Consider the following 21,971-nt stretch of genomic DNA (forward strand, 5'->3'; position numbering starts at 1 on the left):
ATTAATAATTGTAATGGAAAAATAAAAATGAATGGAAATCCTCCGCGCGAGTTTCCATTGGTTGGCTTGCAGGAGAGAACAATCGGAGGAATGAGTTTAGAAAGGCCTCCTTTACTTCCCTCCCATGCAACTCTTGGCTCTATTAGCGAGGTTGTTTATTCGATCCTATCCACTCCCATGGGAAATTGGTGGAGATGGACAATTAGCATCAGTGCTTCAGTAGCTATTCTTGCTTTTTTTTCGATTGTCTATGTCATCTCAACAGGTATAGGAGTGTGGGGTAATCAATCCCCTGTCGTATGGGCTTGGCCTATTGTTGATTTCGTTTTCTGGATAGGCATTGGTCATGCCGGCACACTGATTTCAGCCATTTTGCTTTTATCCCGTCAAAAATGGAGAAACTCGGTGAACAGAGCAGCAGAAGCTTCGGCTATTTTTGCCGTTGCTTGTGGTGCCATTTTCCCAGCCATTCACATTGGAAGGCAATGGATGGGATGGTATCTTTTTCCGGTACCTTGGTCTGCTGGCATCTGGCAAAACTTAAGAGCCGCACTCATGTGGGATGTATTTGCTGTCCTTACCTATTTAACAGTCTCCCTGCTTTATTGGTATCTTGGAATGATTCCTGATTTTGCGACTCTACGAGAAAAAGAAACAAAACCTTTCAAAAAGAAACTATGGGCGATTCTTTCCTTAGGCTGGCTTGGGTCTGCTAGCCAATGGACCCATTATGAACTGGGATATCTCTGCCTGGCAGGTATTCTCACTCCTCTGGTCCTTTCGGTCCACTCGTTTGTTTCTTGTGATTTTGCTTCGACGATATTGCCTGGATGGCATGCAACTATATTCCCTCCCTATTTCGGTGTCGGCGCCATATTTGGAGGATTTGCCATGATTCTGGTTTTAATCATTCCCAGTCGGGCCCTTATTCCAAAACTCAAGGAATTAATTTTGCCTGAACATATCAATCAGATGGGAAAATGGCTTTTGGCTACCGGTTCGATGGTTGGATACGTCTATCTTATAGAACTTTTCACCGCTTGGTATAGCGCCAATCCCTACGAACGCTATGCTTTTTTAAATCGAATTAAAGGGCCATATTTTTGGGCATTTTGGTCTATGCTTTTTTGTAACAGTATTGCCCCTCAATTTTTGTGGATAAAAAAGATCCGTTTTAACCCCCTTTCTCTCTTTGTTATAGCGCTTTTAGCTAACGTTGGGATGTGGCTTGAACGTTTTGTGATCATCATTATCTCGCTCCACAGGGATTTTTTACCTTCTTCTTGGAGGATTTTTGTTCCTACAGCCATCGACGTGCTCCTTTATATTGGCTCCATCGGGCTCTTTTTGACTTTGTTTCTTCTTTTTCTACGCTTTCTTCCTTCTGTTGCCATGTTCGAAGTCAAAACACTGGTGCATCCTTTTGTTCACAAAAAAGACAGCCACTTTTTTTCTTTGGAAGAAAGTTGCCAGTCTCCTTTCCAAGGAGAAGCTGAAAAACAAAAAGATCTTGTCCTTTCAGCTTCTAGTGGAGAGAAAGAAAAGGGGTTAAAAGAAAACAAAGAGCTGTATGCCTTAGGGGCAGAATTCCCTTCTCCAGAGCTTCTCTGTAAAGCAGCAAAAAAATTAAAACTTTTAGGCTTTAGCCATTTTGAACTTTATAGTCCTTATCCTTTTCATGAACTAACCGAAGCAGGCCCCATTCAAAAATCCTGGGTCTCTAGAATCGTTTTAATGGGGGGCATCGTTGGCTTTCTTTTAGCCTTGCTCCTTGTCAGTACCATCTCATTACCTAAGCCCGACTTCCTGAAGCATCTGCCGAGCAGCTCCTTACTGAATCTTTTTTATCCTTTAGTCGTTCAAGGAAAACCATATTTTAGCCTACCCACTTTTGTTCCCATTTTCTTTGAACTAACAGCCCTCTTTGCTTCCTTTGGAGCCTTTTTTGGGATATTATTCTGTGGAGGACTCTTTAAGTTCTATCATCCTTTGTTCTCATGGAAAAGGTACAACGAAAGAGGCATGGATAATGGCTTTTTTCTTGTAATTAAAAAAACAGACCCTCTTTTTTCTTCAAATCTTTTCACTATTCTCTTTCGACTAGGTGCCATTGGAGTAGATGCAATTTTAGAATAAGTGATTTTTCTGGCCAAAAACTAAAATAAACTAAAGAGTCTGCACCTTCTTTTTCTGATCCACTATTGTAGAGGGGCAGGCGGAGGTTTTAGCACAGAATGAACCCCAAAGCTTGGGGGCAAGAGTAAGACAGGTAAAATCCTTTCTCCAATTTTTTCATTGTTAACAAGAATGACGACACTGTAGATGCCTTGCTGCGTAACCAAAAATGGAGTCACAGGCAGCGTTAGATCAAGAATAGTTGTTTCTTCAATAAAAGGACTATCAGCTGGAAATCCAATTTTTCCAGAGCAGCTAGCCAACACATGGCCTGAGTGCGGATCTTCAACTCTTGCAGTAATATCAAGAGAAACGATTTTACCTCGGAGATGCGTCAAGAAAATAGAAAGGAAAAAAGGAGGAGTTAAACATGGAAAATGAGGGAAATAAAGTTTGTTAAAAGAATTAATGATTGAAAGCCTATCAGTTCCTTTTTCCCTAATAACATAGTCAGAAAACAATATAGCCTGACAAAGAGCGGGTTCTTGTTCCACAGACAATTTTTAGATAAACTTCTTTGCGAAAGCAACAGAAGAGTTTATAAAAAAGACTGAATCCTCAAGATCAATGACTTTTGTTATGCGCTTCCAGTTCCATTAGGGATTTTGTTGATAGGTTAGAAAATTCCTTCTGGAGGGCATCTTCCAACTCTTTAGCCAGCTCTTTTCTTCGATTTTCAGTTTCTTCGATAAACTTTTTTTCTATTTCCAATCTCTTGTGCCAATAACTTTTTTCGAATGCATTAAGCTGCTCTTCGTTGAGACTTAATCCAAGTTGCCTTGCCTTCGATCTGGCTAATTGTCTAACCTTTTGACGCATAATCGCAATACGTTGAAGAAACCATCCTTTTTCTTCCAGATCCATTTGATTGAACTTTGGCCATTTGAAAAGCTCTTTTATTAAGTCTTCATCCGGTAGATAAAGAACTTCGAAAATTTTTTCGCGAATCTCCACATCTTGAGATAATAATGGCACTAAAGGTTCTTTGCGGCTTAGTACTTGAGCTATTGCAGAACTCCTAGTGCCTTCTAGTATTCCGAAAGCGACTACCACTGTTAAAAGGAAAACATATCTTCTGTCCATAGCTCTTCGGATGTATTACTAACTATCATATCTGGTTTTTCCAAGGAGAGCAGATTCAAATCTCCTACCATGGATTCAACCGTTATTTCCAAAGAATTGAAAACTTGGTTTCTTATCCAGGATTGCATGCAAATTTTTCCGACCGCTAATAAGCTTGCAGAAAAAATAAGAACAAAGCAGAAACTGGCAAGAAAGGTAATCAATTGCCTTCTTTTCTCGTTTTGTATTTTTTCAGAACGCAGCCTTGCTTTAAACCTTTCTAAAAAATAAGGATCTGGTTTGTCAAATGGACTCTCCTTCCTTATCCTTTCCCAAATATCTTCTGAATTATCCATACAGTTGCCCCTTCATAGATAAAGCAATTTGAAAAGAAAAGTATCGAATAACTTTCTAAAATCCATAATTCATTCTTTTTTGTCTATTTCCTATCTATCATGCCTTAATTATTTGTAACACATATAACCTTATTTACAACCAATTATGCTTAAGAAAATAATTTAAAAAAATTATCTTCTTCTTTTATTCTATAGCGACAGATAAGCTGACCAAGTTTTGTGGAAGTCGATCAAGACAAGCTGTCGGTTCAGAGAGAAAGAGAATAGTTCAACAAATTTGCGCGGGAGTCCCCGCCTTTCAAGGCGGGGAGGGATAGCGCCGCCGCGTAGTGGCGATGTTTTACAAGTGAAACATAATAATCATGAACATGAATGAATCGATCTTTCTGCTCTCTTAGCTACTCCAAGGTAGTTCAGCTGACTGACTTATAGCCTCTCTTTCCAAAACCTTTATTTAAGTCGTTCTAATTAATGCTTTTGAACCTCCCCAGCGATTTTCCACTGATGCCTGTTTTCATTCTGGAATAGTTTAGTTTAAAAAAGATAGCCTTCTTTCAAAAACCATTCAACAAAACGACAAATGCCTTCCTCAAGAGAAGTTGTAGGAGCATATCCAATCTCTTTTTCAAGAGTGCTTGTATCTGCGTATGTCAACTCGACGTCTCCTGGAGGAATTGGCAAGTAGTGGATAGTCGCCTTCTTACCCATGTATTTCTCAATAAGCTTAACAAGATCTATAACTTCCGCTGGATGACGATTGCCAATATTATGGATTCGAAACGGAGCGGTGCTTACTGAAGGATCCATTCCATCTATCTGGAATTCCCGTTGCCTTTGGGGCGCTCGATCCATCAATCGAATAATAGCCTCAACTACATCATCGACATAGGTATAATCCCTTTTAAGTTTGCCTTCTCCATACACATCGATCGATTTATTGAGAAAAATGGATTGAGCAAACTTATAATAAGCCATATCAGGCCTTCCCCATGGGCCATAAACAGTGAAAAAGCGCATACAACTAACGGGAATAGAAAAAAGATGGCTGTAGGCATGGGCAATCAGCTCAGCTGCCTTTTTCGTGGCTGCATAAATACTTACAGGATGATCGGCAGGATCACTTACTTTAAAGGGGATTTGCCGATTCATTCCATAAACGGAACTAGAGCTTGCTAAAAGAAAATGATAGACTCCATATTTCCGACAAGATTCTAGAATAGGAACCATTCCGGAGACATTCGATTCAACATAAGAATAAGGATTCCTCAGACTATATCTTACGCCGGCTTGAGCAGCAAAATGAATGACACATTCTGGTTTGAACCAACCAAAGATTTCCTCAATTTTTTTTTTCTCCATTAAATCCACTCTTTCAAATTGGCAAGCACTATATTGCTTGAGGATAGCAAGTCGAGCTTCCTTAAGTTTGACCGAATAGTATGGATTGAGATTATCAATGGCAACAACCTGATGACCAGATTCAAGCAAACGCTTGGCTGTAGAAAAACCCAAAAAGCCTGCCGCCCCTGTGACAAATATTTTCTTCATGGGGAACTTCTTTCTAATTTTCTTGGAAATTTTTCCTCAACTTTTTTAATAAACTCTTGAGGCATTGTTATTTTTTCTGGCCAGACTCTTTTATAGCCTTCAGCGGGAAGCTTTTTTGTCGCATCTATTCCGACATGCGATCCAATATTGGCTACGGACTGAGCATGATCTAAACTGTCGCATGGGCCACGAGTAAACAAAAAGTCCCTTTCTGGATCAACATTTGCACAAAGATGAAAAAGTACTTCAGAAGTATTTTCAACGTCAACATCTTCATCCACAACGATAATGATTTTGGAAAACATCATCTGCCCCATGCCCCATAATCCATGCATCACTTTATAAGCCTGATAAGGATATTGTTTTTTGATCGATACAAACAACAAATTGTGAAACACTCCTTCCGGTGGCAGTGCAATATTGACAATTTCAGGAAAATTCATCTTTAATAGTGGCAAAAACAACTTCAGACTAGCTGTCCCCAGATAATAATCTTCCATTGGCGGCTTTCCAACTATCGTTGCAGGAAAGACTGCTTTTTTCCGAAACGTTATGGCTCTGGCATGAAAAACAGGATATAAGTCTACAGGGGTATAAAACCCTGTATGATCTCCAAACGGTCCTTCAGGCCTTAAGTCCAGTGGATCAACTACTCCTTCAATAACGATATCCGATTCTGCGGGCACCTCCAGTTCGATTGTTTTACATTTGACCATAGGAATGCCTTCCTTTCTTAAAAATCCTGCAAATATCACCTCATCCAAACCGTCGGGGAGAGGGGCTGTAGCGGCAAAAGTCATGAGCGGATCCCCTCCTAAACAAATGGCAACGGGCATTTGTATTCCTTCTTTGGCATATTCCTGGCCATGTCGTGCCCCAACTTTATGGATTTGCCAATGCATGGCGGCTGTCTTTTGATCAAATATTTGAATCCTATACATGCCTACATTTCTTTTCCCAGTATAGGGATCTACGGAAAAGACTTGTGGAAGGGTTATATAGGCCCCTCCATCTTTAGGCCAACATTTTAAACATGGGAGATCCAGTAGCCCCATGGGAGGATTCTCATCTTCTAGAAGTACCACTTCTTCTTGACACGGAGCCAATCCGACCTGTCGGGGCTGGGATTTAAAAAAATCGATCCCTTTACGGATCATTTTCCAGCCCTCAAAGATGCTTTTGGGTCCTTCGGGTTTCAGAAGACTCTCGATCTCCTCCACCACCTCAGTGAGCTTTCGGCCTAGGACAATCTCCATTCTTTTCCAGGATCCAAAAGCATTGATTAAAAGTGGAAAACGGGAAATTTTACCTTTTGATAAAATGGGTTTTTCAATAAGAAGCGCATATCCTCCCCCAGGACTTTTCATTTCTCGATCAGCAAGCACAGTTATTTCTAGTTCAGTGTGCACCGGCTCGCTGATCCGAATAAGTTCTCCTGCTTCTTCAAGTTTTTGAACGAATTGATCAAAATTATGAATAGGCATAAGGAAGTTAAAACATTAGAATGGTTTGTTCAGTCTTACTTTTTTATCAACAAGAAAAATATCCTTGAACGATAGGCTTTTTTAAAGTTTTTCCTTGATCTCAAAGACTTTGTTATTTAAAAAAAATTAAGTCAGTCTATTCATTATACTATTAAAAAAAAAATTAAAAAGGAATTATCGAGGAGGAATTTATATGAAACTTTTTTCAATAGGCAACAGAGGAGTTATCCCTGCGAGCCTGTTTTTGTTATTAAGCTTGTTTTTTTCGACAGCACCAGCTTGGGCATCCTGGGATTTTCAACGGACCATTGACCATTCTACCGCTGTCATTAAAGAATTCAAAAGAGACCCCAAAAATGGGATTCCTCAATCTGTTTTCAACAATGCAAAGGGCATTGCAGTGCTAAGGGTTTCGGAAGCGGGTTTTATTTTTAGCGGAGAAAGTGGCCATGGGTTAGTTGTCGCTAGGAAAGGAAACAGTTGGACCGCTCCTTCGGCCATTTCAGCCTCTGGTATGGGCTTTGGACTGCAAGCTGGAGGTGAAACAACCCATTATGTTATTATTATGAATACCAAAAAGGCAGTCAACACCTTTGCCAAGGGTGGGAAATTTAAACTAAAAGGAGAAATGGAAGGAATTGCTGGACCAACCACCGAATCTGAGCACAAGCCTAAATCTCATATATATGTTTATAAGAGGAGTAAAGGATTCTTTGGAGGACTTGCCTTAAGCGGTCTTGATATAGCAGAATCCAAAGACACTAACAAAAGATATTACCACAAAGATCTTAGTGCTTCAGAAATTCTGAGTGGAAAGGTTCCAGTGCCTCAAGGAGCCAAAAAACTTATCGAAGCTCTCAATGCCCCTTATTCTCATAAAAAAGGATAAGTTATTACCTTAAGGAGTTCTCCTATAATAAGGAAACTCTTAGCAGTAAAATTAAATAATTTGTTATTTTAATACAATTTTAAGTAGGACGGTGACTTTGGGCGGGGATTCTACCAAATGGTAGAAGTGACCATCCTTGCCGTTTTTTTCGATCAGTGGTGCCTAGAAGTTGGTGCAACCTTGGCAAAGATTGCGCGCAACCGGCTGATAGCCCTGCCATCGAACACTCTAGGACGATATTTTGGCACAAAGCCCAACAGGACATCTATCTTGAAAAGGCAGTATCCTCAACTGCCCAATAGCATTGTCATCACTCCTAGACCAAGAGGTATGATGGAGTCATCCAATGCATTCCAGCCTTCCAATACGAATTGATGCCAATGGTCTACAAGGGCAGCAAATACGCTGCTTTGTAAGCTTGTGCCGATTCGCATTCAACTAGGCGCTTGCGTTGCAGAAAAGGGGAGGGATACGCTTGGTTTGTTTGTGGAATGATCTATGCAGGGAAGTCGCCAGCAGGAACCTCCCAATGCAACTTAGGCTACTTACTCTGCTGCAGCATTGGCTTAGCTTTGTTCAGAACAGCATTGCTCATGTGTCAATTAGACCAGGTGCTAATAGTTTATTCAAATACTGGCAGGGCTCATCCAAACTTATAGAGGATCCCAAAGCCACCTCTAGGATATTCCCATTGGATATTTTTATGCTCCATGCAGATGATCTGACAAGTGCCACACTCCAGACAGCCGTCAGTAATCAATGTCACCTCTTCCGTCTCATTCTTCCTATAGCAGCCGGCTGGACAAAGAACCGTACAACTTTTGTCATAACAGAGTGTGCAGGTTTCTCGATTCTTTATTTTAATATGAGGCCTGCCTTCATCCACTCGATAGCGATTCTGGTAGAGTTTTTCCTCAATCTGAATCATCTTGTAGCCCTCCATAGCTGAATTGCGTCTTGAAGAATACCTGAAACCGATCTTTTCTTTAGGATATTTTTGATCGTCTCTCTTTCCTTCGTTCTCTTATCTACTCCATCCACTTGAAGAAGAGAGAACAGAGAAACATTCATAATTTCTGGATAGGTGGTCAAAAAATGCCGATTTTTTCCAATCACAGCATGAAAATTCTTGTACTTCCTGAGGTCCTTCAGGACAAAACTCTTTTCGAGTTTTTCTTTATAAAGAACCAAATTCATCTTATTAAATCTGGCGTTTTTCTTTTTAATTTCAATGACCGTTTCGGCAGCCAACCTCCCTGATTCCATAGCTAGATTCGATCCTTCTCTATGAATAGAATTAACCAACATGGCTGCATCACCAACAATCATCCAGCCTTCCCCATAAATTTGTGGCATTGCATGATATCCTCCCTCTGGTATCAAATGAGCCGAATATTCTTTAACCTCTCCTCCAACGATCAATGGTTTGACTGCTGGATGGTTTTTCAAAGACTCTAGAAGTTCAAACGGTGGGATTTTCTCTTTCTTTAAATCGGCCAATAAACAACCAATCCCAATGGATATAGATTCTTTATTAGTATAAAGAAAAGCTGTACCGAGCATTCCTCGAGTGATGGCTCCTAGCATTTCAATAGCCACCCCTTGATTATCTACTAGGCCAAAACGGTTTTCTAAAATTTCTTGGGGAATAAAAATGGTTTCCTTTACTCCAAGAGCAACTTCTTTGGCCACTATCTCTTTTCTGAATCCCGCTTTTCTGGCGAGCATCGAATTCACCCCATCCGCCAGTATAACCACTTCTCCATAGAGCTCTCCATCTTCTCTGTCTGTTCTTACTCCGACCACCCGCTCCTTTTCTTTAATCAGATCAAGCACCGTCGTCTCACAAATCAAAAGCACTCCTGCTTCTTGTGCTTTTTTCGAAAACCATCTGTCAAATGGCGCTCGCAAAATAGTATACCTATCGGCATTATCCCAATTCAATGCAGCTGTCCGGTGGGTGGTCCCAACATAGGCATCTTTGTCAATAATCCACACCCGTTGTTCGGCAAGAAAACGCTCAAGTGGGGCATCCATACGAAAATCTGGAATAATTTTCTCCAGAGAATTGGCATACAACACCGCTCCTTGCACATTCTTAGAACCGGGATACTCCCCCCGCTCCAACTGAATTACATTGAGTCCATTGCTAGCTAATGTATAGGCTGCAGCCGTGCCCCCTGGTCCAGCACCAACAATGATACAATCGTATTTTTCTTTCATAGCTCTTCAGCCTTTCCAACCCCTTGTTTCTTTAGACAGTCATACGTTGAGGAAATTTTATTTTTCACAACCCGGATCATAGCAGGAATAATTTCAAGAAAATCGCCAACAATGCCAATATCTGCATAGTCAAAAATTGGAGCGTTCGGATCATTATTAATAGCAACAATCATTCCTGCTTTTTCAATTCCTACCCGATGCTGAACAGCACCAGAAATTCCTACCGCTATATAGACCTTGGGCCTTATGGTCTTGCCCGTTTGCCCTATTTGTCTTTCGGCTTCCAACCAACCTGCTTGAACAACCGGTCTAGTGCCTCCCACTTCCCCACCTAATAGCATAGCAAGTTCTCTTAAAAGAGAAAAATGACTCGCTTGTTTTAATCCTCTTCCCCCCCCAATCACCACATCGGCCCGGGACAGCTTCTCAGAAGCTTTGTATGGATCAGGAATAAAGCCTAAGACTTTCGTAATAAAGTTTGCTTCATTCAACTGTAACTGTTCTCTTATAATCGTTCCCTTCCTGTCAGTATTAGGTAAAGGGATAGGGAAGACTCCAGGTCTTACCGTTGCCATTTGCGGCCTGTAATTAAGGGTTAAAATTGTACAAAGAAGGCTACCACCAAAAGTCGGTCTTGTGGCTTCTAAGCTACGATTTTCTAGGTCTATAGTCAGCTCGGTGCAGTCAGCAGTCAGTCCCGTTTCAAGAAACGTAGCCACACTGCTAGCTAAATCTCTGCTCAAAGAGGTAGCCCCAAGCAGAAGAATTTCCGGTTTATATTTTTTGACCAATTGCACCAAGCATTCTGTAAACGGATCGCTGCGATAATCAGCAAGAGAGGGATCAACCACTTGATAGACAATATCCGCACCATAAGCAACAGCATCCTTACTGATTGTATCGACTACTGCCTGATTGCCACCAAAGACGACTGCACCTACATCGACTTCTAAAAATTTAGCTAAAATGCGAGCTTTCCCTAATAATTCCCAACCCACAGGATGTACCTTTGCCTCTTCCTGTTCGATAAAAACCCAGATACCTCTGTATTCAGAAAGTCTTGGATCTAGACTGAGCTTCTTTCTTTTCTGATTTTTTGGTTTCTCCTCCATCTCACTCATAGCCTCATCTTTATTGCACTGTTTAGTTCTTTTAAAGCCGCAGTTGGCCTTCTTACCCTCTTCTTTCTTTCCTTTTCTTTGGCTACCGAACTTGTTGAAGGACTTCTTTTTCCACTTCTGGATATTTTTTGAAAAGCTTTTCTAATAGAATAGAGCACAGCACCTCTGGCTCCTCCCCTTCCATCATTTCCGCTGGACCTCTCGAACTTTGAGGAGCAAATACCTTGCCTACCACTGTTGGGGATCCCTTAAGACCAATCTTTGATATATCTTCAATCCCTGCATCCATCCTATTCCAAATTTTTACAGGGGCTTTAGCAGCACGAATCATATTGGGCAAGGAGGCATAACGGATAGCGCTGTGGCCATCAAGAATCGTCATCAAACAGGGTAATTGTGAGGAGACAACCTGAATGCCCTTTTCACTTTTTCGGTGTACCAAAACTTTCTTTTTTTCATAATCGATATGCTTGATTTCTTGGACATAGGTCAACAGCTGCAATCCAAGTCGTCTAGCCACTCCTGGTCCAACCTGTCCTGTATCCCCATCAATTGTTTGCTTGCCAGCAAAAACGATGTCGATTTTCCGACAGGAATCGATTTTTTTTAACGCCGCTGCCAACGCATAAGAAGTGGCCAGCGTATCGGATCCTGCAAAGGCCCTATCCGACAAGAGGATCGCCTCATCGGCTCCATAAGAAAGGGCTTTTCTCAACGCTGCCTCTGCCTGTAAAGGCCCCATGGAAAGAACCGTCAAAAAGCTGCCATAGGCATCCTTCAATTCCAAAGCTTTCTCAAGAGCAAATAGATCATATGGATTGAGGATTGCCGGTACACCTTGGCGCATAATCGTTCCTGTCTGAGGATGGACTCTAATCTGGCTTGAATCTGGAACTTGTTTTACAAGAATGACTACATGCATAAAAACATTTCTTTATTGTGTTTTCCTTTTGAGTTTCTCCTTCCCTACCAATGTATCAATGGATACAAATTGAATGGCTTTCTGTGGCAGATGATTCCCCTGCTCTTTAAATACTTTAAAAACCTTTTCATTCTGGGCAGTAGAATGGACAAAATCTTCGTAGGCCCTAGCAAGGAGCTCAGCATAAGATTGCTTGATCTCCTCATCCGTTTTCGAAGAGATATCTAAAGAGGCCTCAGCTATATAATCATGAAATCTTTGCAGGATATGGAGCCTATAGACCCTAAGCACTCTTAGATCATAGGGAACCTCAAACAATTTAAAGAAATCTTCGGCTGCTTCGAGTTTTTCCATCTGTTTCAAAATAGCTTCAGCCATTGCACTTCCTGTTCTTTCTGAGTTCCTTTTAGCAGTTATCATGCCAATAGTTGCTTGCAGGATGTCACTCTGGGAGAAAATTTAGCATGCGAACAAGACCTTTCATTTCTGTTAATTTTCTTACATTTTAGCCCAGGCCTGGCTGGATATATACCCCATTATGACAAAGGCAAAGCAAATGAGGGGGAAGCAAAAAGTTTATGCGCAAAAACATCCAGTGGCAGATCTAGCTGTTTTATGTTTTGTTCGATAAGAAACCGCGTTTCGTTTTTTGTTAGGGGACTAGTAAGAACTGCCCAGTGAGCAGCAGAAGATCTTTTAATGATCTGTCTGGCCCATGTCCTTTCGATTTGGCTTTGGAACCGGCAACCTAAAAAAAGAAAATGCTTGTCTTTTCTTAATTCCTTTATCAGATCTGGAATAGGAGTCTGGATGTCTATTTCTGTCAAGACTTCAACATAGTCTGAATCAGATATTATGAAATTTTTTTGAGGTTTTACTGAGCCTAGTGGCTTGTAAAGGACGGTTTGCCATACAAAGGCTGCGTCCATTCCAACCTCCCTGTCTTTCCAATCGTAAGCTTTTACCCAGTTCCCAGGGTATTCTGCCTGACTTACTCCTTGAATCTGTCCCCAAGATTGCCTTTCTTCTCTCAAAGCAACGCTAAAAGAAGCATCATACCAAACATCCACCACCAGGGGAAGTTGGGGGATTCGAGCCACCCATCGTTGCAGATCGTTTGGTTCCAACTCAGCATCAAATATCTGGCTTAAAAGAGTTTTTAATGTTTTTCTATGCCTATAATTTTCAATGTACTGGCTGGCACTCCAAAGGTTTTTTCTTATTCTGGAAGGGACTGCAACCAATGCAGCTAGTCTTTCAGCAAGCATTTCAGGACTTTGAGGAACAGATTCTGCGTTCTTGCTAAATCCTAAAATACCCGGTCCTAGGAATGGAACGACTTTCCCCAATGCCATAAATGCTACAATCTCTTCTAGATCCCTTTCAATTTTGTTCGTTTCATTTTCCATCGGTTTCCTTTTCCTTTTTCAGCTTTTCTAAATATTCCCTCGAAAGCCTGAAAATACCTCTCCCACCAGACAAGGCTTGGAATTTATCCCCAGCTTTTCCCCAAAGAAAGTAAAACCAGTCTTGTGCCGATACATTGAAAGGTCTTTCAGAAATCTCCCTTACCCCACCATCCGGCCCAAATCGCACATGAACTATAAGAGGTCGTTCATTCATCGTAGCTCTCTTTTCAGTAAATAGCGGCTCCAGCCCCTACATTCAAGGAAGCATCCTTAAGGGTTTTGACAATACAAGCAACTTGTTCAAAATCTAATAGCCCATGGAAAGGCAAGGCGATGGTTCTATCGGCTACTCGTTCGCTCATCGGCAACATCCCCTTATACACCCCACTTTCCATTGCCCAACTAGAGGTATGCAAAGGATAACAATAAGGAAAAGCTTCTATATTCTCCCGTTTTAGATCTTCAATAATAGCATCTCTGCTAGATCGGGAAAACCTTGTACCCAAATGTACAACATAAGTAAACCAATGAACCTCCGTAGCTTCTGGTGAAACATAGGGATCTTTTATTCCCTCAAAACCACAGAGAAGCTGCGTATAAAATGCTTCTACATCCTTTCTTTTTTGTAAAATAGTATCGATTCTATTCAATTGAGCTAAACCAAGAGCAGCTTCTAGATTGCTCATCGAACAACCTAAAGAAGGTAGTCTTGATTTGACAACTGATTTTCTTTCCTCAGCCGTTCTCTCTCTCATCATTCTAAGGTGAAAGGCGAGTTCCTCTGAATCCGTCACCACCATGGCTCCCCTGCCTGTCAGAAGAGCTGAAGGTTGTGAAAAATCGAAAATCGATAGGATGCCAAAGGAACCGACAATTTTGCCTTGATAAACCGATCCAATCGATTCGGTTGCATCCTCTATCAGATAAAGAGAATTTTCCTTTGCTATTTTTTCTAGTGCGGACCAATTGGCAGGATGACCATTTGGGTTCAATCCAACGAGCGCTTTGGTCTTTGGGCTCAGAGCTTTTACTATTTTTGCTGGATCAATTTCCATAGACCAATAATCGATGTCCACATACTTCGGGGTAAGCTCTGCCCAAAGCAAAACCTGACCAAGATCCCGCCAAGATGCGGCTGAAAGAATAACTTCACTCCCTTTCTTTAAGCCAAGAGCCTTTAAACAGAGGAAAAAAGCAACTTTAGAACTGCAAAAACTAACGCCAAATTTTCTGCTAACATACTGTGTAAAACTTCTTTCAAATAATTCTATTTCAGATCCTTCGCTAAGTTCATTTGAGCTAAGGATCCGATACAACACCTCTAGCTCTTGATTGGTCATATCAGGATCTGAAAACTTTATCGATTTTGCCTTCATTATTTTTCTCAAGAAATACAAAGTCCAAGGATTTAGCCTTCAATCTTTCGCGCTTCCAGGGTTATAGGCAATTTTGTATCTGGAGGCATTTCAGGCAGAAGAAATTTCATCCCATTGGCAAGTGTAACAACGCCTCCAAACAACTCTTTTTTGTCAGAGCTGATGATCGGTTCCTCCAAATCTTTTTTTGCGATATAAATCGTTATTTCACCAGCTTCCTTCTTTCTAAGCATGATTTTCATCGATAGAAGATTTCTTAGTTTTTGATAGCAAGGAAGATGCCAACTTAAGCAAGAGGAAAAAACTTTTAAATCTCTCCATTAAGGAACAAACCCCTACATTCAACCACAACCTTAAGCTTGATACAGTCTCTTTTAGCTAATGAAGTTGCGATTGTCGAAAAACAAACAATTTTGTTTTTCTCAACTCACTTAGCAACACTGAAACTTTCTCCACAACCACAACTTCCCGTCGCCTTCGGATTATTAAAAACGAACCGTTCCTTAAAAGGATCCTTAATATAATCAAGCACAAGACCATCCAGCAGTTTGAAAGATTCCTTATCCACCACTAGTTTTCCCCCAGGAAAATCCCACACAGTATCCTCCGATTCAATCTGCCGAACATAATCCAATCGATAAGAAAAACCAGCACAGCCTGAACGCACTACCGCCAGCCTTAAGGCAACAGAATCTTTTTTCCCCAACAACGCCTTCGCTAGCTTCTCCTGGGCGCTTTGGGTTATGGAAATAGCCATGGCAATCGCCTCCCTTTTTTGTTTGATTTTATGGAGTACAATTTGCTGAAAACGAAGATCCGCAACTGCAGGTAGATCCCGCATTTGGATTATGGATGACAAAACGGGCACCCTCGAGATTTTCTTCATAATCGATCTGTGCACCTCTCAAGTACATATGACTCTGTGGATCGATCACAAGAGAAACTCCCCCCATTTCATAAAGGATATCCCCTTCTTCGATCTCTCGATCAAAGGCAAAATTATATTGGTAACCTGAGCAACCACCTCCAGTAATAAAAATTCTTAGCTTGAGTTCTTTGTCCCGCTCTTCCTCAATTAAGGATTTTATTTTTTGTAGGGCTGCTTCTGTTAGTTCAATACGCCGCCTTTGGTTTTCAGCTGCATTGTCCAAAAGGTCCTGGACACTTTTTTCCGAAGTTCTTTTCATATGTTCTCCTTTTTCTTTTTTTGAGCATGAATCATGCCAAAAGTTCCTATGCGAATGGACTTGCGTTTCTAAAAATTGAGTACCTTGGTTGAGCAATTATGACAATTTATATGGCACAGCCTTTGCTTTAAAAAAAAGAAAGCTCCCCAATCGAATTCAAGGATCATGAAAAAAAATGGTGAATTGGTTACCATCTATGAAATCAGCAAAATACTGGCTTCTTCGCATTCTCAATTAGAAAAGTTATTAAGAGAATCTTTAAAAATTTTAAGTTTAAATTTAAAATTGCTTAGAACGGTAATATTTATCAAAGAAGCTCAAAATCCTCAGATTTTAGCCTCTTATGGAATATTCGACCCCCTGGAGCATACTTCATTTTACCAATCCTTTATTGAACAGATCTTTAAAAATGGGTTTCCTGTTGTCATTCCAGATCTCTATGCAGAGCTTTACTCCAATGAGGAAATCAAGCCCAATGAGTGCGCAGAAAACCCTCTTTCTCTTTTTTGCATCCCAATCCGATCCGAAAGAGAATGTTTAGGCGTTTTGGTTTGTGACAGAAAAAGGGAATCAGCGCTTGATTCCCTTTCAGAAACTACTCAAATTCTTAGTTTAGCTGCTAATCTTTTTGGGCAAAAAATAAAACTCTGCATGGAGGGCTCCTTGTCCCAAGAGGCTCAAGAGAAGTTAGAAGCTAGTTCCTATCGTTTTAAACACGACGCATTTAAGACAAGAAATGCCAACGGAGTTATAGGCCAGAGCAAGCAGATGCAAGCCGTGCTAGATCTTGTCTATCATGTAGCTCCCTCTCGTTCTACTGTTTTACTTCGTGGAGAAAGCGGCACAGGAAAAGAGGTGATTGCCCGTACAATTCATTATCTCAGTCCTAGAAAAGAGGGGCCTTTTATTAAAGTAAACTGTTCTGCTCTGCCAGAAACCCTCCTTGAATCAGAACTTTTCGGTCATGAAAAAGGAGCTTTTACCGGCGCCCTTTTCGAAAGAAAAGGTCGGTTCGAACTGGCCCATGGCGGCACCTTATTCCTGGACGAAATAGGGGATATATCACCGGCTGTTCAAGTGAAGCTGCTACGGGTCCTCCAAGAAAGAGAATTTGAAAGAGTGGGAGGGAACAAAACGATTCGAGTGGATGTTAGGGTCATCACGGCCACAAACAAAAATCTTGAAGATGCTGTGCTTAAAGGAGAATTTCGAGCCGATCTTTATTTTCGGATAAACGTGGTTTCTATCTTTCTGCCGCCTTTACGAGAGCGAAAAGAAGATATCCCTCTGTTGGCCGAGCATATTTTGAACAAAATCGGGAAGGATTTGAATAGAAAATTAAAAATTACTCCTGAAGCCCTTAATCTTTTAATCAATTGTCATTGGCCAGGGAATGTAAGGGAATTAGAAAATTGTCTGGAAAGAGCCGCAACCAATTCAAAGAATAACTGGATTGAAGAACTGGACGTTGCCTGCCGTAGAAACCAATGTTCCTCTCCCATTTTATGGAAAAAAGATTTACATGTGGTCTCCACCCCCATCATCTCTTCTACCGAAGAGACTTTTCACAAAGAAGAACCCCATAGATCTTCTTTTTACAGTCCATTGGTATCTGATGATCCTAAGGAAAAAATCATTCAAGCAATGGAAAAATGTGGTTGGGTACAAGCTAAAGCAGCACGTCTGCTAAACATTACCCCCAGACAGCTTGGTTATGCTCTGAAAAAATACGGAATAGCAATCAAAAAATTCTAAATAAAGAAAGGTTCATTTGCCTAGAGATAAAAGAGCCTGCTATCATTACCATGATAATTATGCTCCCAAAAGATGTCTTCTTTCCTCATCTACAAGCAAATCAGCGCTTTAGAGTAGTTCTAGCATCAAAACTAACTGTATAGAAAGGGGGAAAAAAAGAACTAACTCTTTACTCAGCGCTCTATCGGAGCGCCCACCTTGTTCCCCCATTCCGTCCAGGAACCGTCATAATTTTTTACATTTTTATGACCCAATAAGTACTTCAATACAAACCAGGTATGGCTAGAACGCTCGCCTATGCGACAATATACGACTGTTTCTTTTTCAGGATCTAATCCAGCTTGTTTTTCATAAATGTCTCGCAGCTCAGCAATAGATTTAAATGTGCCGTCTTCTTTTACCGCCGTTTTCCAAGGAACACTTTTGGCCCCTGGAATGTGACCTCCACGTAACACCCCTTCTTGTGGATATTCAGGCATGTGAAGAAGCTCTCCAGAATATTCCCCTGGACTACGTACATCAATCAGCGGACCCTTCGCCTTTAAAAAATCGAGCACGCCATTATAAAAGATCCGAATGTCTTCATCCATTCTTTTGGAGGGGACTGGATAATGAGTCCTTTCAAAAGAAGGTTTTTCTTTCGTTAGAGGAAGACCGAGTTTAATCCATTTGTCTCGGCCCCCATTAAGGATTTTCGATTTTTTATGATCAAACAATTCAAAGGCCCACAGCGCATAACAAGCCCACCAGTTAGATTTATCCCCATAAAATATACAGGTCGTATGAGGAGTTATGCCATTACGGGAACAAAGTTCAGCAAACTTTTCCGCAGAAATATAATCACGAATGATTGGGTCTTGTAAATCCTTGCGCCAATCGATATGTACGGCTCCAGGAATATGTCCCGTATCATAAAGCAACACGTCTTCGTTGCTTTCAATAATCCGAATATCCGGAGCAAGAGAATTTAAATTTTGCGCAAGCCATTCTATTTCTACTATCTTCTCCTCAAACACATAACCAGTACTCATAAGCTACCTCCATTCCATATTATTGGGTTGTTTCTCATTCTGGACCATAACAAAGCGGTCTATCCAAACAGTCTTTACAATTTGGAGCTTTACATACAAAGATTCCTTCTTCTTCGCATAATTTTCTATAAAAATATTTCTTCCAGCGCATATCTTCTCTATTGGAGCTGAAAAGAGGAAGAAAAAAAGCTTCTAAGATTCTCCCAAGCTCTTTTCTACTCTCTAAGCCAAGATCCTGCCAAAGATGATTGTCTCCCAGAGAGGCCGTTGCAAGGAGGTGGGCTATCCACAAGGATACCTCCCCAAAATAATTGCGGTAACGAAGAAACAATTGAACAAGCATTTTGTGTTCTTCGTACAGCTCTAGATAAGTCCCTAAATTGCCATCCCTGGAACAAATCAGATTCATTTCAAAAAAAACTGCCATTTTTGATAGTTCTTCTTTTGGCAAACCAAGACCAGGAATAAATGGATCACTATTTGCAGAACCAAATTTCCACAGGACATAATCAACGCTCTTCTTCAAGAGTCGCAGGAGATTGTAAGGAATATCACAGTCTTTCTTTTTTAAAGGTTGATTTTGTAGACATATATCCATCATCATAAGCTTCTTTCAAACATTGAGCATTTATTATGCCATTTATAGGAGCATGGAAGGCTGTTCTTTTTTCACTTCACTGCCGTTACTGAAAGCTGCTACACTAAAAAAAGAGAAAAGGGCTTGAAGAAAAAATTCGATTTCTTCTTGAGTCGTTTCAATACCCAGAGAAATTCTTAAAGCCGAAGCGGCTTCTTTTCGATCAAATCCCATAGCTAAAAGCACATGCGAAGGTTCTTGGCTGCCGCTCATACAAGCTGAGCCTGTAGAAACAGCAATCCCCTTCTGGTCAAGATAATTCAATAGCTCTTCAGAGTCGGTTCCTGAAAAAATGATGTTCGATGTATTCCAAATTCGACTATTGTTTTTTGCAACAATAACAATCCCAGGCAATTCCTGTTCAATTGTTTGTTCCATCCAGTCACGTAATTTTTGGATCCTACCACTCTGTCTCATTATCTTTGATTCTGCAAGTTCACAGGCTTTCGCCATTCCCACAATCCCAGCAACATTTTCCGTTCCTCCTCTTTTATTTCTTTCCTGATGTCCAGGAATCAAAGGAGCAAGAGGAAGTCCCTTTCTTACATAAAGCACTCCAATGCCCTTCGGCCCATAGCATTTATGGGCAGAAAATGAAAACAAATCTACTCCAAGCTCTGCTAGATGGATCTTTATTTTACCCACGACCTGAGCACCATCCACATGAAAAAGTATCCCTTTGGCTTTGGCTATTCGGCTGATCTGTTCAATTGGAAAAAGCACCCCTGTTTCATTATTAGCCCACAGAAGGCTAAGAATCCCAACAGAGCTATCCAGCGATTTTTCCAGTTGTTCAAGATTAAGCGAGCCATCTCTTTCAACAGGCAGGATAGTAAACTGGACATTTTCTTTCTCTAAGAGCTTCATAAGACTGAAAACGGCCGGATGTTCCACAGCCGAAATTACAATTTTATTTTTTTGCGCCCCAGCCAACAAAGCACCTCTTAAAGCCAATCCAATGCTTTCTGTACAACCGCTTGTAAAAATGATTTCTTCAGTCCTTGTTCCAAGAAACTGTGCAATTTTCTTTCGGCAATTAAACAGGGCCTCTTTAGCTTCCTGTCCTTCCCGATGACTGCTTGAAGGATTACCGAATTTTTCTTTTAGCCAGGGAAGCATCGCCTCATATACTTCCTCTAAAAGCGGTGTCGTGGCATTGTAATCTAAATAGACCCTATCCCTCTTTATTAGCGTCTTCATCGACTCTTTCTAATTCTTCGGCTTTCATTCCGACCAGATAACCTCTTTCGATAAAATCAACCCCATAAATATAGTATTTTTGTAGAAATGTCCCGATACAGCTGACAAAACCAATTTCGCCCTTTTTAACCAAAATTTCTCCTATCTCTTTTCCAGGAAATGTTCCATCATTGCGAATATTTTTTCTACTTCTAACCTTTTGGCCAAACTCAAATAGAGGCGGGCCATCAAGCTCATTGATGTCCTTCTCTTTCATCGTCTTTCTTTTTTTCCCATCCTTTTTTCAACTGATTGTTTTGTGTTTGTCCATAGAGCTCTTCCATTCGAAGCTTCGCAAATTCTCTCACAAAGGAATCCTGGTCTTGACAAAAAATTTGTAAAGAACCAGGATGAATTCTCCGTACTACTTCAAATCTTACTTTCCAGCTAGGATCATTGATAAATCGGCTCAATTCATTCGAGTCTAGTCTAGAGACAACCGTCAGCCTGACATCTTCGTTCAAATCATTGGCAAGGATGTTCAATCCCTCTTCCCCTATTCTCTTGGCAACTTCAATCCGTACAGCAGCTTCAGGATCTGAAACCATAAAAATCAACCATTCGAGCGGAATTTTTCTAGCAACTATTTGTCTAACATAATAATCGGGATCAATCAGCATCGGGACAAGATCCAACCCCTCCAATAATCCAGCAGCCCTAATACGCACCTCCCGGCTCTTATCAAAACGCAATCGAAGAAGAAACTTTTTGGGAACATAGTAAGCAGCGCTCATTCTGACAGTATCGTCAGGATCCATCGACATCCGAATTTGATGATGACCATCGACATGCCTCAGAGCAATTGCCCGAATTTCAAAATAGGGATGCATCAAATAACTTCTAGCCAGGGTTGGATTTCTTTCGAAAAAGCGTTCAATTCTTTTCGCATACCTATCCTGAATACATGCTTCCCCCTTCTTACATTTGCCCCTAGATTTTAAATCCTTATGAGGGCATTGGGTGCAGTCAACTGGTCTCCCTTCCCAATCTAAACATTCGTTCGAAAGATCTTTCACTGATTGTCCTCTCCTTTGAGGATAGTCGCTAGCCTCCTAGCACCTATTTGATTCGTTACATCAAGACTGGTTAATAGTTGGAGCATTTTTAAGGCTTCCTCTTTGTTGCCCACTCGTCCAAGCAGATAGGCCACAGCATGAAAAGCTCTTAAGTAGAGATCGACCAGAGGATTCTCAGCGCTTTTCAACATTTCGATCTGATCTTCAGTTAATTCCATCCAGTTTTCATTTATCCTCAATTTTTTTGCTGTTTCCTCCATACACAATCTTCCCCAATATATAGACTGCAACAGATCACTCTGATAAAAGTAAAACCGATAGAAGCCGATCAGAACAGTAATATGCTTGCCAGCCTTCTCAAATGCCTTATACAAATGAAAGAGTACTTGTTCTTTGTTGGGATATGCCCCTGCAGCCTCTTTAAGCTCCCTAGCAGCCTCCTCCACCAGCTCTCCCCAATAATCTTCTGGAATGCCATAAGCATCCATAGCATTTGAGCAGCGGCTTGGCATACGATTTCCTCGCTTTTGGCCTATGCCTC

The 21,971-nt window shown here is 40.9% G+C and carries 26 protein-coding genes; 4 read left to right on the forward strand and 22 right to left on the reverse strand.

Annotated elements, in window-relative coordinates:
- Positions 1 to 27 precede the first annotated feature (27 nt).
- A complete protein-coding gene (locus A7Q09_RS04260; RefSeq protein ID WP_134390060.1) occupies positions 28 to 2,136 on the forward strand; it encodes a quinol:electron acceptor oxidoreductase subunit ActD in 2,109 nt (702 codons plus the stop codon).
- Between the two features lie 62 nt (positions 2,137 to 2,198).
- On the opposite strand, the gene A7Q09_RS04265 is transcribed toward A7Q09_RS04260, so the two are convergent.
- From A7Q09_RS04265 to A7Q09_RS04285, 5 genes are all read right to left on the reverse strand, one after another.
- Entirely contained in the window at positions 2,199 to 2,669 is a 471-nt protein-coding gene (locus tag A7Q09_RS04265) for a DUF6941 family protein (RefSeq protein WP_244228511.1), read from the reverse strand.
- 70 nt (positions 2,670 to 2,739) lie between these two features.
- Positions 2,740 to 3,258: a hypothetical protein gene (locus tag A7Q09_RS04270; RefSeq protein WP_134390062.1), complete on the reverse strand. Its 519-nt coding sequence runs from the start codon at positions 3,256 to 3,258 to the stop codon at positions 2,740 to 2,742.
- Positions 3,231 to 3,593, reverse strand: a complete 363-nt coding sequence (locus A7Q09_RS04275) for a hypothetical protein (protein WP_134390063.1) — start codon at positions 3,591 to 3,593, stop codon at positions 3,231 to 3,233. The genes A7Q09_RS04270 and A7Q09_RS04275 overlap by 28 nt, the downstream gene beginning before the upstream one ends.
- 534 nt (positions 3,594 to 4,127) lie before the next feature.
- Positions 4,128 to 5,141, reverse strand: a complete 1,014-nt coding sequence (locus A7Q09_RS04280; RefSeq protein WP_134390064.1) for an NAD-dependent epimerase/dehydratase family protein — start codon at positions 5,139 to 5,141, stop codon at positions 4,128 to 4,130.
- Complete coding sequence (locus tag A7Q09_RS04285; protein ID WP_134390065.1) at positions 5,138 to 6,625, reverse strand: menaquinone biosynthesis decarboxylase; 1,488 nt, start codon at positions 6,623 to 6,625, stop codon at positions 5,138 to 5,140. The genes A7Q09_RS04280 and A7Q09_RS04285 overlap by 4 nt, the downstream gene beginning before the upstream one ends.
- Positions 6,626 to 6,818: 193 nt before the next feature.
- Here A7Q09_RS04285 and A7Q09_RS04290 point away from each other — a divergent pair, with 193 nt between their 5' ends.
- Both A7Q09_RS04290 and A7Q09_RS11440 read left to right on the forward strand, forming a co-directional pair.
- Complete coding sequence (locus A7Q09_RS04290) at positions 6,819 to 7,514, forward strand: lipid-binding SYLF domain-containing protein (protein ID WP_134390066.1); 696 nt, start codon at positions 6,819 to 6,821, stop codon at positions 7,512 to 7,514.
- A gap of 117 nt (positions 7,515 to 7,631) precedes the next feature.
- Positions 7,632 to 7,889 (forward strand): hypothetical protein, encoded by a 258-nt coding sequence (locus tag A7Q09_RS11440; RefSeq protein ID WP_134390067.1) that lies wholly within the window; start codon positions 7,632 to 7,634, stop codon positions 7,887 to 7,889.
- 268 nt (positions 7,890 to 8,157) lie between these two features.
- On the opposite strand, the gene A7Q09_RS04300 is transcribed toward A7Q09_RS11440, so the two are convergent.
- The 11 genes from A7Q09_RS04300 to erpA form a co-directional block, all read right to left on the reverse strand.
- A complete protein-coding gene (locus tag A7Q09_RS04300) occupies positions 8,158 to 8,442 on the reverse strand; it encodes a ferredoxin family protein (protein ID WP_009060096.1) in 285 nt (94 codons plus the stop codon).
- The gene (locus tag A7Q09_RS04305; protein WP_134390068.1) at positions 8,439 to 9,737 is read right to left on the reverse strand and encodes an FAD-dependent oxidoreductase; all 1,299 of its coding nucleotides are present in this window, start codon (positions 9,735 to 9,737) and stop codon (positions 8,439 to 8,441) included. Before A7Q09_RS04305 ends, A7Q09_RS04300 begins: the two co-directional genes overlap by 4 nt.
- On the reverse strand, positions 9,734 to 10,858 hold the full coding sequence (locus tag A7Q09_RS04310; protein ID WP_134390069.1) for an electron transfer flavoprotein subunit alpha/FixB family protein: 1,125 nt from the start codon (positions 10,856 to 10,858) through the stop codon (positions 9,734 to 9,736). Before A7Q09_RS04310 ends, A7Q09_RS04305 begins: the two co-directional genes overlap by 4 nt.
- A gap of 82 nt (positions 10,859 to 10,940) precedes the next feature.
- Positions 10,941 to 11,780, reverse strand: coding sequence for an electron transfer flavoprotein subunit beta/FixA family protein (locus A7Q09_RS04315; protein ID WP_134390070.1), 840 nt, complete (start codon positions 11,778 to 11,780; stop codon positions 10,941 to 10,943).
- Positions 11,781 to 11,792: 12 nt separating this feature from the next.
- Positions 11,793 to 12,158, reverse strand: coding sequence for a nitrogenase-stabilizing/protective protein NifW (gene nifW / locus A7Q09_RS04320; protein WP_134390071.1), 366 nt, complete (start codon positions 12,156 to 12,158; stop codon positions 11,793 to 11,795).
- A gap of 158 nt (positions 12,159 to 12,316) precedes the next feature.
- Entirely contained in the window at positions 12,317 to 13,189 is an 873-nt protein-coding gene (locus A7Q09_RS04325; RefSeq protein ID WP_134390072.1) for an SIR2 family protein, read from the reverse strand.
- The gene (locus tag A7Q09_RS04330; RefSeq protein WP_134390073.1) at positions 13,179 to 13,403 is read right to left on the reverse strand and encodes a hypothetical protein; all 225 of its coding nucleotides are present in this window, start codon (positions 13,401 to 13,403) and stop codon (positions 13,179 to 13,181) included. Before A7Q09_RS04330 ends, A7Q09_RS04325 begins: the two co-directional genes overlap by 11 nt.
- A 13-nt stretch (positions 13,404 to 13,416) precedes the next feature.
- Entirely contained in the window at positions 13,417 to 14,565 is a 1,149-nt protein-coding gene (locus tag A7Q09_RS04335) for a DegT/DnrJ/EryC1/StrS aminotransferase family protein (protein ID WP_134390074.1), read from the reverse strand.
- Between the two features lie 32 nt (positions 14,566 to 14,597).
- The gene (gene nifT, locus A7Q09_RS04340; RefSeq protein ID WP_009060111.1) at positions 14,598 to 14,807 is read right to left on the reverse strand and encodes a putative nitrogen fixation protein NifT; all 210 of its coding nucleotides are present in this window, start codon (positions 14,805 to 14,807) and stop codon (positions 14,598 to 14,600) included.
- Positions 14,808 to 14,992: 185 nt separating this feature from the next.
- The gene (locus tag A7Q09_RS04345) at positions 14,993 to 15,322 is read right to left on the reverse strand and encodes an iron-sulfur cluster assembly accessory protein (RefSeq protein WP_166791919.1); all 330 of its coding nucleotides are present in this window, start codon (positions 15,320 to 15,322) and stop codon (positions 14,993 to 14,995) included.
- 28 nt (positions 15,323 to 15,350) lie between these two features.
- On the reverse strand, positions 15,351 to 15,752 hold the full coding sequence (gene erpA, locus A7Q09_RS04350) for an iron-sulfur cluster insertion protein ErpA (RefSeq protein ID WP_244228513.1): 402 nt from the start codon (positions 15,750 to 15,752) through the stop codon (positions 15,351 to 15,353).
- Between the two features lie 165 nt (positions 15,753 to 15,917).
- Between erpA and nifA the strand changes: the two genes are divergently transcribed.
- Positions 15,918 to 17,507, forward strand: a complete 1,590-nt coding sequence (gene nifA, locus A7Q09_RS04355; protein ID WP_134390076.1) for a nif-specific transcriptional activator NifA — start codon at positions 15,918 to 15,920, stop codon at positions 17,505 to 17,507.
- Positions 17,508 to 17,680: 173 nt separating this feature from the next.
- Here the strand turns inward: nifA and A7Q09_RS04360 are convergent, their stop codons facing one another.
- The 6 genes from A7Q09_RS04360 to A7Q09_RS04385 are packed head-to-tail and all read right to left on the reverse strand — an operon-like array spanning position 17,681 to position 21,942.
- Positions 17,681 to 18,538 carry a sulfurtransferase gene (locus tag A7Q09_RS04360; protein ID WP_134390077.1) on the reverse strand — a complete coding sequence of 286 codons (858 nt, stop codon included), beginning with the start codon at positions 18,536 to 18,538 and terminating at the stop codon, positions 17,681 to 17,683.
- 34 nt (positions 18,539 to 18,572) lie between these two features.
- Positions 18,573 to 19,142: a nitrogen fixation protein NifQ gene (locus A7Q09_RS04365; protein ID WP_244228514.1), complete on the reverse strand. Its 570-nt coding sequence runs from the start codon at positions 19,140 to 19,142 to the stop codon at positions 18,573 to 18,575.
- Between the two features lie 36 nt (positions 19,143 to 19,178).
- On the reverse strand, positions 19,179 to 20,375 hold the full coding sequence (locus A7Q09_RS04370) for a cysteine desulfurase family protein (RefSeq protein ID WP_134390078.1): 1,197 nt from the start codon (positions 20,373 to 20,375) through the stop codon (positions 19,179 to 19,181).
- Entirely contained in the window at positions 20,350 to 20,631 is a 282-nt protein-coding gene (locus tag A7Q09_RS04375; RefSeq protein ID WP_134390079.1) for a nitrogen fixation protein NifZ, read from the reverse strand. The genes A7Q09_RS04370 and A7Q09_RS04375 overlap by 26 nt, the downstream gene beginning before the upstream one ends.
- Complete coding sequence (locus A7Q09_RS04380; protein WP_134390080.1) at positions 20,609 to 21,430, reverse strand: 4Fe4S-binding leucine-rich repeat protein; 822 nt, start codon at positions 21,428 to 21,430, stop codon at positions 20,609 to 20,611. The genes A7Q09_RS04375 and A7Q09_RS04380 overlap by 23 nt, the downstream gene beginning before the upstream one ends.
- Entirely contained in the window at positions 21,427 to 21,942 is a 516-nt protein-coding gene (locus tag A7Q09_RS04385; protein ID WP_134390081.1) for a hypothetical protein, read from the reverse strand. The genes A7Q09_RS04380 and A7Q09_RS04385 overlap by 4 nt, the downstream gene beginning before the upstream one ends.
- Between the last annotated feature and the right edge of the window lie 29 nt (positions 21,943 to 21,971).

This window comes from Methylacidiphilum sp. Yel (genome assembly GCF_004421185.1).
Taxonomy (GTDB): domain Bacteria; phylum Verrucomicrobiota; class Verrucomicrobiia; order Methylacidiphilales; family Methylacidiphilaceae; genus Methylacidiphilum.